General features: G+C 68.3%; 16 protein-coding genes. All 16 read right to left on the bottom strand.

Features of this window, described 5'->3' with window-relative positions; translation table 11 throughout:
• Positions 1-5 precede the first annotated feature (5 nt).
• The 16 genes from cobK to cbiD are packed head-to-tail and all read right to left on the bottom strand — an operon-like array spanning position 6 to position 14,992.
• Positions 6-779, bottom strand: a complete 774-nt coding sequence (gene cobK / locus ACGHEN_RS04985; RefSeq protein WP_195444301.1) for a precorrin-6A reductase — start codon at positions 777-779, stop codon at positions 6-8.
• On the bottom strand, positions 776-1,417 hold the full coding sequence (locus ACGHEN_RS04980) for a precorrin-8X methylmutase (protein WP_161115670.1): 642 nt from the start codon (positions 1,415-1,417) through the stop codon (positions 776-778). The genes cobK and ACGHEN_RS04980 overlap by 4 nt, the downstream gene beginning before the upstream one ends.
• Positions 1,418-1,933, bottom strand: a complete 516-nt coding sequence (locus ACGHEN_RS04975; protein WP_195625055.1) for a cob(I)yrinic acid a,c-diamide adenosyltransferase — start codon at positions 1,931-1,933, stop codon at positions 1,418-1,420.
• Positions 1,930-3,429 (bottom strand): cobyric acid synthase, encoded by a 1,500-nt coding sequence (locus tag ACGHEN_RS04970; protein WP_390397697.1) that lies wholly within the window; start codon positions 3,427-3,429, stop codon positions 1,930-1,932. The genes ACGHEN_RS04975 and ACGHEN_RS04970 overlap by 4 nt, the downstream gene beginning before the upstream one ends.
• Positions 3,422-4,645, bottom strand: a complete 1,224-nt coding sequence (locus ACGHEN_RS04965; RefSeq protein WP_390397694.1) for a pyridoxal phosphate-dependent aminotransferase — start codon at positions 4,643-4,645, stop codon at positions 3,422-3,424. Before ACGHEN_RS04965 ends, ACGHEN_RS04970 begins: the two co-directional genes overlap by 8 nt.
• The gene (cbiB, locus tag ACGHEN_RS04960; RefSeq protein ID WP_195625071.1) at positions 4,642-5,616 is read right to left on the bottom strand and encodes an adenosylcobinamide-phosphate synthase CbiB; all 975 of its coding nucleotides are present in this window, start codon (positions 5,614-5,616) and stop codon (positions 4,642-4,644) included. The genes ACGHEN_RS04965 and cbiB overlap by 4 nt, the downstream gene beginning before the upstream one ends.
• Positions 5,616-6,680 carry a histidine phosphatase family protein gene (locus ACGHEN_RS04955; protein WP_390397692.1) on the bottom strand — a complete coding sequence of 355 codons (1,065 nt, stop codon included), beginning with the start codon at positions 6,678-6,680 and terminating at the stop codon, positions 5,616-5,618. Before ACGHEN_RS04955 ends, cbiB begins: the two co-directional genes overlap by 1 nt.
• Positions 6,614-7,381, bottom strand: coding sequence for an adenosylcobinamide-GDP ribazoletransferase (locus ACGHEN_RS04950; RefSeq protein ID WP_195544690.1), 768 nt, complete (start codon positions 7,379-7,381; stop codon positions 6,614-6,616). The genes ACGHEN_RS04955 and ACGHEN_RS04950 overlap by 67 nt, the downstream gene beginning before the upstream one ends.
• Positions 7,378-7,920 (bottom strand): bifunctional adenosylcobinamide kinase/adenosylcobinamide-phosphate guanylyltransferase, encoded by a 543-nt coding sequence (locus ACGHEN_RS04945; RefSeq protein ID WP_195544689.1) that lies wholly within the window; start codon positions 7,918-7,920, stop codon positions 7,378-7,380. Before ACGHEN_RS04945 ends, ACGHEN_RS04950 begins: the two co-directional genes overlap by 4 nt.
• 2 nt (positions 7,921-7,922) lie before the next feature.
• Entirely contained in the window at positions 7,923-9,065 is a 1,143-nt protein-coding gene (cobT, locus tag ACGHEN_RS04940) for a nicotinate-nucleotide--dimethylbenzimidazole phosphoribosyltransferase (RefSeq protein WP_195544688.1), read from the bottom strand.
• Positions 9,058-10,440, bottom strand: coding sequence for a cobyrinate a,c-diamide synthase (locus ACGHEN_RS04935; RefSeq protein ID WP_390397689.1), 1,383 nt, complete (start codon positions 10,438-10,440; stop codon positions 9,058-9,060). The genes cobT and ACGHEN_RS04935 overlap by 8 nt, the downstream gene beginning before the upstream one ends.
• Positions 10,437-11,717: a precorrin-6y C5,15-methyltransferase (decarboxylating) subunit CbiE gene (gene cbiE / locus ACGHEN_RS04930; protein WP_195503382.1), complete on the bottom strand. Its 1,281-nt coding sequence runs from the start codon at positions 11,715-11,717 to the stop codon at positions 10,437-10,439. The genes ACGHEN_RS04935 and cbiE overlap by 4 nt, the downstream gene beginning before the upstream one ends.
• Positions 11,705-12,448, bottom strand: a complete 744-nt coding sequence (cobJ, locus tag ACGHEN_RS04925; protein WP_055286472.1) for a precorrin-3B C(17)-methyltransferase — start codon at positions 12,446-12,448, stop codon at positions 11,705-11,707. Before cobJ ends, cbiE begins: the two co-directional genes overlap by 13 nt.
• Positions 12,448-13,581 carry a cobalamin biosynthesis protein gene (locus tag ACGHEN_RS04920; RefSeq protein ID WP_195625050.1) on the bottom strand — a complete coding sequence of 378 codons (1,134 nt, stop codon included), beginning with the start codon at positions 13,579-13,581 and terminating at the stop codon, positions 12,448-12,450. Before ACGHEN_RS04920 ends, cobJ begins: the two co-directional genes overlap by 1 nt.
• The gene (locus ACGHEN_RS04915) at positions 13,582-13,815 is read right to left on the bottom strand and encodes a hypothetical protein (protein WP_187359579.1); all 234 of its coding nucleotides are present in this window, start codon (positions 13,813-13,815) and stop codon (positions 13,582-13,584) included.
• Positions 13,808-14,992: a cobalt-precorrin-5B (C(1))-methyltransferase CbiD gene (cbiD, locus tag ACGHEN_RS04910; RefSeq protein WP_390397687.1), complete on the bottom strand. Its 1,185-nt coding sequence runs from the start codon at positions 14,990-14,992 to the stop codon at positions 13,808-13,810. The genes ACGHEN_RS04915 and cbiD overlap by 8 nt, the downstream gene beginning before the upstream one ends.

Here is a 14,992-nt window from a genome sequence, read left to right as displayed (position 1 = left end):
AGCGCCTAGCGCGCGAGCTCCCGTAAGAGCGCGTCTTCCACTTCCCGAAGCGAAAGGGCGCCGCCTCCCTCGGCGGGACGGGCGACCACGATGCAGCGCGCTCCCACGTCGCGCGCGGCGGCGAGCTTCTCGGCCGTGCCGCCTACGGTTCCCGAGTCCTTGGTCACAAGCCACTGGGCGCCCACCTGCCGAAGCATCGCCTCGTTGAGCTCGCGGGTGAAGGGCCCCTGCATGCCGATGACGTGCGACGGCGAAAACCCCGCGTCGATGCACTTCGTTATAGCGCCGGGCAGCGGGAGCACACGCACGAAGAAGCGCTCCGCGAAATCGGCGACGCGCGTGTAGGGAGCAAGCTCCTTGCTCCCCGTCGCGAGAAGCGCGCGACCCGGGTTCTCGGAGAGAAAGCGCGCCGCGCAGGCGATCGACGCGACCGACACGACGCCTTTGGGCAGCGCCTCGGCCGGGCGCGCAAGGCGCAGGCATCGTGCACCCACGGCGAGCGAAGCGGCCCGGATGTTGCCGCTTGCGAGCGTAGCGTAGGGGTGCGTGGCGTCGACGACGATGTGCGCGCCGGAAAGCTCGCGCTCCATGTCGGCCTCGTCGAGCCTGCCCGCATGCACCTCGATACCCGGAAGCTCGCCCAAAAGCTCGCCTCCGTAATCGGTTGCCGCGTAGGCACGGGCGGGGATGCCCGCCCCGCTCGCCCATTCGCACAGAAGGCGGCCCTCGGTGGTGCCGGCGAAGATGCGCAGCGCCGGCGCGGATGCGGGCGCCGTCACTTCGGGCCCCCTGGGCGCGTGATCTGGTAGAGCAGCGCGTTCATAATGGCAGCCGCCACGGTCGAGCCGCCCTTGCGACCCCTCGCGACGATGGCCGGCACGCGTCGCGCGAGTAGCTCCTCTTTCGCCTCGACCACGTTCACAAACCCGACCGGCACCCCAACGACGAGCGCGGGCGCGATCTTCCCCGCGTCCATAAGCTCGGCGAGGCGCAGAAGTGCTGTGGGAGCGTTGCCGACGGCCACGATGAGCGGACCCTCGATGCCGCAAGCTTTGTCCATGCTCGCAACGGCGCGAGTCGTGCCCGCGGCGCGCGCAGCCGCGGCGACATTAGGGTCGGCCATGTAGCAAACGGCCTTGCAGCCGAGCTTTGCGAGCGCGGGCTTGCTTATGCCTGCGAGCGCCATGTTCGTGTCGGTGAGCACCGTGGCCCCTGCGCGCAGTGCGTCGAGAGCACAGTGCGCGGCGTCATGGGTGAATACGAGGGAATCGGCGTACGAGAAGTCGGCAGTGGTGTGGATGACGCGCTTCACGACGGGCTCTTCAAGCGGCGGGAACGTGCGGCCGCCGAGCTCTTCGGTGATGATCTCGAAGCTGCGCCGCTCGATGTCGCCGGGCGCCATCTCCTTGGAATCCATCTAGTACTCCACTCCTTCCCTTGCACCTATCCCCTGAGCGTAGGGGTGTTTCTCGCACCGCATCTCGGTTATGTAGTCGGCCTTCTCCACGATCTTGCGGGAAGGCGCGCGCCCGGTGAACGCTACTTCGACGCCGCGCGCGGACATATCGAGCGCGCGGTCCACGAGCGCCTCGTCGACAAGCCCCTTCGAAAGCGCGTCGAGCGCCTCGTCGAGCACGAGCAGCCCCTCCTGCGCGCCCTCGAGCTCGGCGAGCGCGGAAGCGAGGTTCCCATCGTGCAGCTCGCGCGTCGCGGCAAGTTCTTCCGACGTCATGGACCAGGTAAACTTGTCCGACGCCTTCCCCGCGAACACGGGCACGCCGAAATGCTCGGCGAGCAGGCGCACCTCCCCGCTTTCGCCGTCTTTCAGGAACTGCACGACGACGACGCGGCGGCCTGCGGCGAGCATGCGAAGGGCGAGGCCCATCGCCGCCGTGGTCTTGCCTTTGCCGTCGCCATGATACACGTGGATCATACGCCCTCCTCGATAATGCGGTAGACATACTCCATGTCGAGCGCCACGCGCACGGAGTCGGCCAGGCGGTCGAACTCGCGCGCACGGTGATCGGCCGCGGACGCCGCGCCCGCAGCACCCACGACGCTCTCGGGCAGGCCACGCATGCGCGCGAGCGAGCGCGCGAGGGCGAGCGCCACCCCCGGTTCGTCGAACAGGCCGTGGAGATAGGTTCCGAACACGTTTCCGCAGGCCGCGCCTTCTGGTTTGCCGCCAATCGTGCCCGCAGGGGCGCAGGAGACGATCGTTTCGCCGTCGTGGATCTCGTACCCGCGAGCCGTCATGCCGTTCCACACCGAGAACGCACCTTGGGCGTCTGTGATGCGCAGCTCCGACTGGGCGAGGCGCTTTTCCTCCCTGAACACCGTACTTGCAGGGATGAGCCCGAGCCCGCGCGCGGTGCCAGCGCCTTCCCTGCCGTGCGGGTCGGAAAGCTCGTCACCCAAAAGCTGGTAGCCTCCGCATATGCCGAGCACCGGCGTGCCCGCACCCGAAAGCGCGCGTACACAGGCTCCGATGCCGCTAGCCGCAAGCCAGCGCGCGTCGTCGAGCGTGGTCTTCGAGCCGGGGAGCACCACCAGGTCGGGTCGGCCCAGATCGGTCGTCGAGGAAACGTAGCGCACGCCCACGCCGGGCACGCGCGAAAGCGGGTCGAAGTCGGTGAAGTTCGACAGATGTGGAAGGCGCACGACGGCGACGTCGATGACGCCGCGCGCCTCGCGGGCAGATAGGCGCGGCGCGAGCGAGTCCTCGTCGTCCAGGTCGAGCGTAAGATACGGCACGACCCCCACGACGGGAACCCCGCACATTTTCTCGAGCGGGGCCAAACCCGGGCGCAGGATTTCCACATCGCCGCGGAACTTGTTCACCACAAGCCCCCGCAAAAGAGCGCGATCCTCGGGCGCAAAGAGCGCGACCGTGCCGTAGAGCTGGGCAAACACCCCGCCTGGGTCGATGTCGCCCGCGAGCAGCACGGGGGAGGACACGGCGCGCGCGAGCCCCATGTTGACGATGTCGTTTTCGGCAAGGTTGATTTCGGCGGGGCTGCCGGCGCCCTCGATGACGATGACGTCGATTTCCTCCGCGAGCGAATCGAACGACTCCAAAATCTGCGGCATGAGCGCCTTCTTTCGCGCGAAGTAGTCCCTCGCAGCGAAGGCTCCCTGCGCCTTGCCGGCCACGATGAGCTGGCTTCGGTGGTCGCTTTCGGGCTTGAGCAGGATGGGGTTCATGCGCACGTCGGGCGCGATGCCGCACGCCTCGGCCTGCATGATCTGGGCGCGCCCCATCTCGAGCCCATCGGCCGTGACACCGCTGTTGAGCGCCATGTTCTGGCTCTTGAAGGGAGCCACGCGCAGGCCGTCCTGCGAAAGCACACGGCACAGCCCCGCCGCAAGCAGGCTCTTCCCCGCGTTCGACATGGTGCCCTGGATCATGATGGGCTTCGCCCTACCCACGGGTATCGACCTCCTTCGCCGAGCCTCGGCCATCCGCGCCCGCCATAGCGTCGCTGCAAGAAGCGCCGCCCCGTTCGTCGGGTTCGCCTTCGCCCGATGCGCCTTCCGCCCGAAGCGCGCGGCTGAACGCCATCGCAAGCCGGGCGTTCTCCTTGCGCGTGCGCACCGCGACGCGGCACCAGAAACGGGACAGTACCGAAAACGAGTCGCACGTGCGGACCAAAACCCCCTGTTTATACAGGCGCTCGGGGATGTCTTTCGCCGGTGTCCGGACTAAAAGGAAGTTCGCATCCGACGGCACGACGGAAAGCCCGAGCGAGGAGAGCTCGTGGGAAAGCCACGCTCGCTCGCCCGCCAATACATCGCGCGTGCGCGAGACGTATTCGACGTCTTCCAGGGCGGCGATACCCGCGGCCTCGGCGACCGAGGAGACGGGCCACGCCTGCCCCGCCCGGCGAATCCCCTCGAGGAGTTGGGCGTTTCCGCTGATCAGATATCCTAACCGCAACCCCGCCATTCCGTAGAGCTTGGTGAATGCGGAGAGCACGGCCACATGGCGCGAACACGCGGCGCGTGCGGCCACGCTCCTTTCGCGGGCGTCGGGCGCAAATCCGAGGAAGCACTCGTCCACGACGAGCAGCGCGCCCACCTGCTCGCAGCGGCAAGCCGCGGCATCGATCACGCGGGGGTCGACGAGGCGCCCCGTCGGGTTGTTCGGATTGCAGATATACGCCACGTCTCCCGGCCCCTCGATCGCGCGGGCGAAGGAGGCGGGCACGTCGAAGTCGTCCGCTTCGGAGAGCGGGAACTCCTGCACGCATGCGCCGTAGTACGATGCCGCCTCCGCATATTCAGAGAACGTCGGCGCGCACACGACGATGCGTTTCGGGCGCACCGCCGCGGCGAGCCGCCAAATGATGTCGGACGCGCCCGCGCCGCAGACGATAGTATCTTCGGGAATGCCCTGGGCACGCGCTAGGGCGCGAACGAGGGCGAGGCTTTCCCTATCGGGGTAGGCGTCGATTCGAGAAAGCGCCTTGCAAGCTGCGGCAACGGCGCGCGGCGAGGGGCCTGCCGGATTCACGTTCACCGAGAAGTCAATGAGGTCGGAGGCGCCCCCTTCGCAAGCGATGCCGAGCGATTGCGTGCTACCCCCATGCGCACGGGCGCGCAGGATTCCCCCGGCAGCCCGGGACGCGGCGTGGTCTTCCCTCATACCATCGCCCCCACGGCGAGCACGACCGCCGCGCGTGCGGCACCGAAGACGACGAGCGCGCATACGGACGCGGCGAGCATGAGCCTAGTCGCCCGGGCGATGTCGCTCCACTCAATTTCACGGGACGCGTCGCCTATCGTCGGTTTCTCAACGAGCTTGCCGAAATACACCGCGGGTCCTGCCAGGCGCAGCCCGAGCGCGCCCGCACACGCTGACTCGGTCTGCGCCGAGTTGGGGCTCGCATGGCGACGCCTGTCGCGGCGCCAGATGCGCGCCGCCCCGCGAGCATCGAGCCCGACGATCGGGCACACGGCGATCATGAACAGGGCCGATAAGCGCGAGGGAATCCAGTTCACCGCATCGTCGAGGCGCGCCGAGGCGCAGCCGAAGTCGATGTAGCGCTCGTTTTTGTAGCCCACCATGCTGTCGAGCGTGTTCACCGCCTTGTACGCCATGCCCAAGGGCGCACCCCCGATCATAAGGTAGAAAAGCGGCGCGATGACGCCGTCGCTCGCGTTCTCCGCCACCGTTTCCACGGCGGCGCGCGCAACGCCCTGCTCGTCGAGAACAGACGTGTCGCGTCCCACGATGAGCCCGACGGCTTCGCGAGCCGCGACAAGGCCGCCCTTCGAGAACGCGCGGGCCACGGCCAGGCTCTGGCGGCGCAGCTCGCATGCCGCGAGAATCTGATAGCTCGCCCATGCCTCGGCCACGAAGCGCAAGCCGGGGTGAACCATGCCGCAAAGATGCAGGATTCCCAAGGTCAAAAGCCCACACGCAAGCGGAAGCGCCACGGCGAGCACAAGCCCTGAGGCGCGCGTGCCCGCGGACGTTTGCGGGAATGAGCCCCGCAGGCGGCCTTCGGCCCACGTGATCGCGCGCCCCATGGCGACAACGGGATGGGGAAGCCAGCGCGGGTCGCCGAAGGCAAGGTCGGCTGCGAACCCGGCGGCGGCGGCAAGAATCGTCATCACCGGGCATCGCCCCCCGAAGCGGGACGAACGTCGCGAAGGCAGCGCCCATCCCAGGTGGCGGCCCATGCGCCGCCCGGCTCGGTATGCACGTCGAAATATCCCATTTTCGGGACAGCTAGCTCGGAGAGCAGCGCTTTCACGGTACCCGCGTGAACGACGAAGACGGCGCGCCCACTCCCCTGGGCGCGCTCCGATTCGCACGCCTCCCGAAACGCCGCGACGACGCGGCGGGTGAAATCGCTCTTGCCCTCGCCATGCGGGCAGCGCGTCTCGCACCAGGAGTCTACCCAGGCGCGGTAGCGCACATCCTCTTTAAGCTCGGCGGCGCTTCGCCCCTCGAAGTTGCCGAAATCCATCTCGCGCAGACCGGGGCACGCCATAAGCTCCGCGTTCGGGAAGAGGATGCGCGCCGTCTGGTCGGTGCGGGCCATGCCGCTCGTGATAACACGGAACATGTCACGATCACACGCGAGGTCGCGCAAAGCGCGCTCGCCCGCGCTCGACAGGGGCTCGTCGGTGCCCGCCCCGCTGTAGCGATGGTCTTCCGTGCCCGCCGTGGCACCATGGCGCACGAAGACGACTTCCAAAGGCGCGCCCGCGCCCTGCGTCCCTCGAGGCGCATCGGCAAGGTTTCCTTTGATGACCTGGGGAATCCCGCACGTCATGCGCACGACGACGTCGGCACGCGCAGCGAGCGCGCATCCAAAGCGCCCCGCGCGCTCGCGCCATTGGGCGTCTTCCGCACGCATGGGGACGACCCCCGAGCCGACCAAGGGCAGAATCACTGCGTCGAAGCCAATCAGCCGCTCGAGCGCCCGGTCTGCGTCGAGCGCGCGTACGAGCTCCTCAGCACGGTACGCGACACGGCCGGCAAAAGCCGCGGGCACGCCGCCCTCCGCAAGCTGCGCCGCATCGACGAAATCGTCCGCCGCGAACCCGAGCTTTTCGCGCACGAAGGTCCTCTTCCCCGAATGCGCGCCACCTACCACGAGAATCATAGGAGCATGCCCCCCGCCACCAGCATGGCAAGCATCGCGAGCTCGGCCCATTGCAGAAACCATCCGGCCAAATCCCCCGTCACCCCGCCGAAGCGGGACAGGGCAACATGGCGGTACCACGCGAGCGCCAAAAGCCCCGCCACCGCCATAAGGACGCCGACGGCCTGAGCGCACGCGACCATCCCTGCAGCCGAAGCCGCGGCGAAAGCGCAAAGCGGCACGACGATCGCCGCGCGCTTCTTCGCAGGCGAGAGCCCCGCGGCCATGCCGTCCGCCCGCGCGGCAGGCCAGCATTCTACGGCGAGCCCCGAAAGCGCGCGGGAGAACACGAGCGAGCACAGAAGCGCGAGGAACGCCCCCGCCGTAAGCGGCAGCGCGGTGAACAGGGAAAACTGCAGAATAAGGTACACGACAACACCGATGACCCCGAAGGCGCCCGCCCGCGGGTCGTGCATGATCTCGAGCTTTCGCTCGCGCGGGGCCCAACTTGCAAGCGCATCGGAGGTGTCGCAGAGCCCGTCTAAGTGGATGCCTCCCGTCACCGCCACAGGCAGCGCCGCGAGCACGGCCGCGACGATGGTCGCGGGTACGCCGAGCAGGTTCGCCACGTACCCCCACGCCGTCATGAGGAAGCCTTCCGCAAGGCCCACCAGGGGAAACGCGGCAAGCGCATGGGTTGACCCGAAATCGGTCCAGGCCGATTTCGGGACGGGGATGCGCGAGAACGTTCCGAACGCCGCGCCGATTGCCTCTGCTATCTTCACCTTATAGGTCCTTCGCCTTTCATCCACACGGGAATCCCGCATACCACTTCGACTGCGCGGTCGGCCAGCGCCACCACACCCGCGTTCACGCGCGCGAGCGCGCGCCTCCATGCCTCGGTCCCCTCATCGTAGCGCATTCCATCGGCGAACACGTCGACGGTGACCACCACCGTATACGCAGCGGCCTGAGCGAGCCGTTCGATGCCTCCGAGCACCTCGCGCGCCGCAGCGTCGGGGTCACGTGGGGACAAGCCGCCTTCCGCGAAGAGCTCGTTCGCAACCAGGTTGCCCACGTCCTCCAAAAGAAGCGTGCAGCCGCACGGAAGCCCGGGCACTGCGGCGCCCACGTCACGCGTGCGCTCGAGGGTGGAAAACCCCTTGCCCTCGCGCAGCGCCCGATGGCGCGCGATGCGGCGGGCGCCCTCTTCCCCGAAGGGCTCCATCGTTGCCAGGTACACGCGGGGGCCGTCGTGCCCGAGGCACAGGGACTCGGCATAGGCGCTCTTGCCGCTCGCGGCGGCGCCGATAACGAACGTCACCGTCATTTCCCAGCCTCGAAATGCTCGTAAGCAGCCATGCCAGTCGCCGTGAACGTCTTCCCATCCCGGTACACGCGCAGCGCCGAATCCAGAAGGGGCAGATACGCCATGGCGCCCGCGCCCTCGCCCAAGTGCATGCCTGCGTCGAGGGGTGCCTTTATGCCGAGCTCGCGAAGGAGCTCCCGGCTTGCGGGCTCGCTTGATGCGTGGGTGCCCACGAGGTAACCTAAGGCGTTGGGGCACAGGCGCGCCGCGCACAGGGCCGCCGTGCAGGATATGACCCCGTCGAGGAGCGCCGGCGCCTTCGAGGCCGCGGCCCCCAGGTAGAAGCCGCACATCGCCGCAATGTCGAAGCCGCCCACCTTCGAGAGCACATCGATCGGGTCGGCGGAATCGGGCGAGTTCGCATCGATAGCGCGCTCGACCACGTCGCGCTTGCGCGCGAGCGAGGCGTCCGAGAGCCCCGCGCCGCGCCCGACGAGGCTCCGCGCGTCCGCCCGGATGAGCACTGCGGCCACCGCCGCCGAGGTGGTCGTGTTGCCGATACCCATCTCGCCCGCGGCGAGAAGGCGCACGCCGGCGCGGGCAAGCCCGCACGCGACGGCGATTCCGACCTCGATCGCGCGCACGGCCCCATCGCGAGACATGGCGGAGCCGTGCGCGATGTTGCCGCTCCCCCGCCGCACGTTCGCGCGCACCATGCGCGCGTCTTCTATGCCCCGGGCCATACCCACGTCGACGGGCACGACCTCGGCACCCGCGAACGCCGCCATGCGGCAGGCGCTCGTGGCCCCCTCGCACATGTTGCGCGCGACGGCTCGCGTCACGTCTTGCCCGCTTTGCGACACGCCCTCGGCAACGACCCCGTTGTCGGAGAAGAATACCGCGAGCGCACGGGGAAACTCGGCCACATCGACGCTCCCCTGAGCTGCGGCGATACGCGCGACGGCGTCTTCAAAGTCGCCCAATCCCCCCAAGGGGTGCGCGATGGAGTCCCACGCGGCGTACGCGGCGGCGCGGGCGCACTCGTCTGCGGGCGCGATCCGGGAGAGCGCGGCTTCGAGCACGGCGCCCGGCGCCGAAGAGAACGCGCGCTCGACTTCCTCGCGGATGCAGGCAAGCGCGGTTTCGGTTGCTTCAGCCATGCCGTCTCCTCTCTGCGAACGACGCTGCGGCAGACGCGAACGCGCGCGCAACGTCGGGGTTCGCAGGATAGTACACATGCGGGAAGCCCGCAACCAGGGACGGGGTGGTCGTCATGCACGGCCAGCCCTTGTCGCGCCGGGGCTTCTGCGCCCAGAAGTCGCCGCCCGGGCAGGTGGACTGCCAGTAGTGGAACTCGTGCGCACGGATGCGTGTGCCGCGCGGCCCGTAGAGCCCGTCGCGTTGAGAAGTGAGCTCCACGTACCCGAAATGGGACAGCCTTCCCCCGTTCTCGCTTGAGCCCTCAAGGGCGCCCGCAACAGGCCAGCGCCGCCCCTCGCTATCGGCGATTTCGTGCTGCAGGTACAGAAACCCACCGCATTCGGCGACCGTCGGCATGCCGGATTCCACCGCGCGCCGCACCGCCTCGCGCATCGGCGCGTTCTCGGAGAGCTGCCGCGCATGGAGCTCCGGGTAGCCGCCTCCCAGATAGAGGGCGCTTGTCCCCCGGGGCAAATCGCTATCACACAGGGGGCTGAAAAAGGCAAGCTCGCAACCCAGGTCCTCGAGCGCGCGCAGGTTCTCCTCGTAGTAGAACGAGAACGCCTCGTCACGCGCGACGGCGACGATGGGCCGCGCTCCCGCGATCGGCTCCAACCGGTAAGGTTCCTCGCGGATATCGGGTGCCGTCGCCGCTATTTCGAGCAAGCGGTCGACGTCGACGCTCTTTTCCACCAGCTCGGCCATCTTGTCGATGCGCGCGGAGAGCTGCTCGACCTCGCCGGCGGTCACAAGCCCCAGATGCCGGCTTTCGAGCGAGAACGCCTCGTCGGCGGGGATATTCCCCAAAACCGCGACGCCCGTGTGCTTCTCGATCGCAGGCGCCGCGTAGGCGCAGGCAGCGGCGCTCGTCTTGTTCAGCACGACGCCGCGCACGTTCGCACAAGGCAGGAACTCGGCGATGCCGTGGATTACGGCGGCGAGCGATAAAGACGCCCCGCGCCCGTTCACCACTAAAACAACCGGCGTTTCCGTGTCGCGCGCAACCTGGTAGCTGCTCGCATCGGACACGCCGGGCGCAATGCCGTCGTAGAAGCCCATGACCCCCTCGAGCACCGCGACATCCGCGCCCGCGGCGCCGCGTGCGAGCAGGGCGCGCAGCGTCGGGGCGTCGGTGAAGAAGCCGTCTAAGTTGCCCGAGCGCGCACCCACGACGCGGCGATGAAAGAGCGGGTCAATGTAGTCGGGGCCGCATTTGAAGGCCGCGCATGCAAGGCCGCGGCGCGCGAGCGCGCGCAGGAGCGCGCACGTTACGACCGTCTTGCCGCTCCCGCTCGAGGGCGCAGCGACCATGAAGCGCGGGATGGACGTGCTCACCGGGCGCCGCCTTCCCCACCTGCACCACGCGCGCTGACGAGGAACACGGGGTTTTGCGCCTTCATAAGATGGTGCGAGCCTACAGCCTCGGCGCGGGCGGCCGACACCTGGCACGCCTCGAACCCCTTAAAGCGCGAACCCGAGAGGAGCGCGCACGCCTCGGTGAGCGTCTCAACGGTGACGCATGGCACGCACAGGCGAACCTGCGAGTTCTTCTCGAGCGCCGCCTCCACGATGGAGGGAAGCTCGCCCGCGCTCCCGCCGACGAACACGGCGTCGGGGACGGGCAGTTTCGCGAGCGCTTCGGGGGCGACACCGGGGACCGCATGCACGTTGCCGCACCCGAATGCATCCGCGTTCTCTCGGATGAGCCGAACGCCGGTCGCGTTGCGCTCGACCGCCCATACCGACCCCGCTCGCGCGACGAGCGCCGCCTCGATCGACACGCTCCCCGTGCCGGCGCCGACGTCCCACACGGTGTCGGTCGCGGCAAGGCGCAGCTTCGCGAGCGCGACGGCGCGTACCTCCTGCTTGGTCATGGGAACGTCGCCGCGGATGAAGAGCTCGTCGGGAATGCCCGAGGAAGCGTACGGCCAGCGGGAGCTCGCGGCGCGAGATGCGCTAGAGCCCACAGGCGACCCGGCGCCGCCTGCGAAATCGATAAGCATCACGTTCAAGTCGTCGAACGTCTGACCTGCGATTTCACTTGCGGTCGCGCAGGTGATGCGCTCGTCGGGGTACGACAGGCGCTCGGCCACCGTCACGCGCGCGTCCCCGAAGCCCGCCTGCACAAGCTCGCCGGAAAGCCGCGAGGGGTCTTCCCCGCCCGACGTGACGAGGAAGAGCTCACCTGCGCGCTCGGCTTCGGCCACGATGTCGCACGCCACGCCGTGAGCGCTCGCAAAGCGCCAATCCTGCCATGGACGCGCGAGGCGCGCGGCGAGATACGACGCTGAGCTTATGCCGGGAATGACGCGCACGTCCACCTGCGCGTTGCCGGAGAGCGCCTCCACCAGGCGGCGCGCGCCGCTGAACAGCCCCACATCGCCCGTCATCACGACCACGGCGCGCTGCCACGACGCCGCATCGGTGAGCGCGGCGACGATGTCCGCCGTCTTCACGAGCTCGCATCTCACCACGTCGGGCGGCACGTCGATGCCGGCAAGTGCGCGATGAGCGCCGATGACCACGTCGGCGATGTCGATAGCGTCGAGCGCCGCGCGCGAGAGCAAGTCGGGGTTTCCGGGCCCCGCCCCGATGATCGTTACCTTTCGCATGGAATCTCCCGATACCCGCGCGGCGTGACCATACGGCCGCCTACGAGCTTCGTGTCCGCGTTGCCGACGAACACGGTGGTGAACATGTCGGCGTCGATCTCCCCCAGCTCAGAGAGCCTGCACATGCCCGACTGCTGCCCCTCGCGCCCGATGTTGCGTACCCAGCCGCAGAGCGTGTCGGGGGCCTTCCATTCGAGCATAATCTTCGCCGCGCGTGAGAGCCTGTCGGCGCGCTTTCTGCTGCGCGGGTTGTACAAACAGATGCAGAAGTCGGCGCTCGCCACGGCGGCGAGCCTGCGCTCGATGACCTCCCATGGCGTGAGCAGGTCGGAGAGCGACACGACCGCGAAGTCGTGGGCAAGCGGGGCGCCGAGCACCGCCGACCCGCTCTGAGCCGCGGTGGCCCCGGCGATAACTTCCACGTCTACATCGGGGTAGTCCTCCGCAAGCTCCAGCACGGGGCTCGCCATGCCGTACACGCCCGCGTCGCCGCTGCACACGAGCGCCACGGCGTCTCCACTCTGCGCGCGTGAAAGCGCAAGGCGGCACCGTTCGACCTCGTGCATCATCGGCGTCGCGAGATGCGCCGCGTCGGGCACGGCGGCGAGCGCGAGCTCCACGTATTTCGTGTAACCCACAACGACGTCGGACGCCTCGAGCGCACGCCGAGCCGCAATCGTCATGCCGTCGGGGCCGCCCGGGCCGATTCCCACCACGAAGAGCTTTCCCATCACCGCTCCTTAAACGAAAGTTTAATAGTTACCTTGGAAAACGCGACGGTCACGCCGCCGTGAGCGAGCTTCGGGAAGATAAGTTTGCCCCCCTCCGCGAGCGCTGCCCGCTCGCACACGTTGTCGACCCCCACCGTCGCGCGCACGAAATCAGATGGCGAAACGCTGCCTTCGACCTGCGACAACTCCTCTGCGGAATACGTCGCAAGCGGGATATTGCGCGCGCAGCAGAAGGCGAGCAGACCCTCCTCGTGCGCCTTCACGTCGATCGTCGCCGCCTCGCGCACGGCCGAAGGCGAGATACCCACCTGCCCGCACGCGAGAAGAAACGCCTCCTCGATCGCTTCGGCGCACGCACCGCGACGGCATCCTATGCCCGCAACGATGCAGGGCACGACAAGGCGAAGCGGCTCGGGCGCAGGCGCCTGCGCCCGCACGCCCGCCGGCTTCCCCGTCTCACCGGCGGGCACGACCTCGCCCGTTGTCTCCGCCGCACGAACGGACGCACCTGCATTCGCGCCAGCGAACGGCGACACGACGATATCGGCCCGAGCGCGGTCGGACGCAATGTCAACCCCCTCAGGCGGCTGTCCCGAAATCGGCATGTCGGAATAGAGCGCCACGCGCCCGCCCGAAAGCAGCCGCGCCGACACTCGCTTGATGGCCTCGGGATTCGAAACGGCGAGCCCCGCACAGCGCGCCCACGTATCCACCGCCCACACGCCGCGGACGTCGGTCGCCGTGGTGATGACGGGGATGGCCCCTGCCGCGCGTGCCACAGTTTGCGCAAGCTCGTTCGCACCGCCCAAATGCCCCGACAAAAGCGGGACGGCAAAGCGCCCCGCCTCGTCGATCGCCACAACCGCGGGATCGTTTGCCTTCGAGGCGACATGCGGCGCGATCGCCCGCACGGCGATGCCCGCCGCGCCCACGAACAGAAGCGCGTCCGACGCTTCCCACGCGAGCGCCGTCCATGCGCGCAGGTCGGCCTTCCCCTCGCCGAACCCGCGCGAAACGGAAACGTCCCAGCCAAGGTCGTCTTCACCTGTCTGCGCGCAATCGGAAAGCGCGTGTGCGGTGCGCACCGCCAACGCATACCCCCTCTCAGTGAACGCTATGCAGGAAACCCTCATCTAGCGCACCACCATCGTCGAGAAGTAGCTGCCCCGATCGGGCACATCGTCGAGCGAGCGGTACACGCGCTCGCCCGGAAGCCCACAGTCCTCTACAAGCTCGGCACCGTCGAAGGCACCCTCCTCGCAAAGGAAGCGCTTCGTGTCCGCAAGCGAGCGGCGCGCCTTCATGACCACCTTCGTCCCCGGCCAGCCGATTGCACGGCGCACCCCGTACAGAACGCCTTTACTCATACGTCGCCCCCAATTTCCCGATAACTGCATCGGCGCCCGACGTGCGGAAAAGCTCGCGGCGCTCGGCGTCGAACACGACCGCGGCGATGTCGCATGCGCCCGCCGCGCGTCGGCGCAACCTGTCCTCAATTGCCGCAGCGAGCGAGGCGCGCGCAGCGTCCCCAACGCCGGCGGCCTCGATTACCTCGAGCGCCGCCGTGGTCGTGACGGACGACATGATCTCGCGCACGGTCTTCGCGCCCGCGCCGGCCATGGCCGCGTGGGCGGCCAGAATCTCCGCGCGGCAGTCGGCGGTACGCGAATGGGTGTCCATGATGCCGCCCGCGACCTTCACCAACTTGCCGATGTGTCCCACAAGAAGGACATTGGTAAATCCCTCGCGAACGCAGCAATCAATCGCATCGCCCACAAAGTTGGAGATGAAGACCACCGGCGCACCGTTTAGGTGGAGATGCCCCGAGATGAACTGCCCGCCGTAGTTGCCGGGCGTGAGCACGACTCCGCGCCGCCCCATAGCCGCATGCTGCCGGATCTCGAGCTCGATGCTGTCGCGCAAGGCAGCGAGGCTGCGCGGCTCGACGATGCCCGTCGTGCCCAGGATGGAGATGCCGCCCTCTATCCCCAGATGCGGGTTGAAGGTCTTTTTGGCAAGGGCAACACCCTCGGGTACCGAAATCGTCACAGCAATATTTCCAGAAAAGCCGTGCGCGGCGCACACCTCGCGCACCGCCGAAGTGATCATCGCGCGCGGCGTCGCGTTGATGGCGGCCGCCCCCACCGGCTGCTCGAGCCCGGGCAATGTCACGCGCCCCACGCCCACGCCGCCATCGACGGAAACTTCCGATTCGCGCGCGGGCACGTCCTTGCTGCCCGCAGCACCCGTGCCCGACCCCGCATGTTCCACGTGCGCGTACACGAGTACGCCGTCAGTCACATCGGCATCGTCGCCTGCGTCCTTTCGCACGGCGCACTGGGCGCACCCCTCGCCGATGCATGCGTCGACCACGTTCGCCTCGACGGGCAGCCCGCCGGGGGTGACGATCGACACGCGGCCGAGGGGCTTTCGTGACAAAAGCATCTCGCAGGCCGCCTTCGCCGCGAGCGCGGCGCAGCTCCCCGTGGTGTAGCCGCAGCGCAGGCGGGTCGTCCCGGTATATATGTAGTGCTCGAAGGCCAC

This window comes from Collinsella sp. i06-0019-1H4, from assembly GCF_042849575.1.
Classification (GTDB): domain Bacteria; phylum Actinomycetota; class Coriobacteriia; order Coriobacteriales; family Coriobacteriaceae; genus Collinsella.
Note: the sequence above shows the minus strand (reverse complement) of the source record. Positions and strands in the feature narration are given on the sequence as shown.

Bases quoted from the DNA above. Each gene is read 5' to 3' on its own strand.
- ACGHEN_RS04980 (WP_161115670.1), bottom strand. From the start codon at position 1,417: ATGGATTCCAAGGAGATGGCGCCCGGCGACATCGAGCGGCGCAGCTTC.
- ACGHEN_RS04975 (WP_195625055.1), bottom strand. From the start codon at position 1,933: ATGATCCACGTGTATCATGGCGACGGCAAAGGCAAGACCACGGCGGCG.
- ACGHEN_RS04965 (WP_390397694.1), bottom strand. From the start codon at position 4,645: ATGAGGGAAGACCACGCCGCGTCCCGGGCTGCCGGGGGAATCCTGCGC.
- cbiB (WP_195625071.1), bottom strand. From the start codon at position 5,616: ATGACGATTCTTGCCGCCGCCGCCGGGTTCGCAGCCGACCTTGCCTTC.
- ACGHEN_RS04955 (WP_390397692.1), bottom strand. From the start codon at position 6,680: ATGGTTTCTGCAATGGGCCGAGCTCGCGATGCTTGCCATGCTGGTGGC.
- cobT (WP_195544688.1), bottom strand. From the start codon at position 9,065: ATGGCTGAAGCAACCGAAACCGCGCTTGCCTGCATCCGCGAGGAAGTC.
- cbiE (WP_195503382.1), bottom strand. From the start codon at position 11,717: ATGCGAAAGGTAACGATCATCGGGGCGGGGCCCGGAAACCCCGACTTG.
- cobJ (WP_055286472.1), bottom strand. From the start codon at position 12,448: ATGGGAAAGCTCTTCGTGGTGGGAATCGGCCCGGGCGGCCCCGACGGC.
- ACGHEN_RS04920 (WP_195625050.1), bottom strand. From the start codon at position 13,581: ATGAGGGTTTCCTGCATAGCGTTCACTGAGAGGGGGTATGCGTTGGCG.
- ACGHEN_RS04915 (WP_187359579.1), bottom strand. From the start codon at position 13,815: ATGAGTAAAGGCGTTCTGTACGGGGTGCGCCGTGCAATCGGCTGGCCG.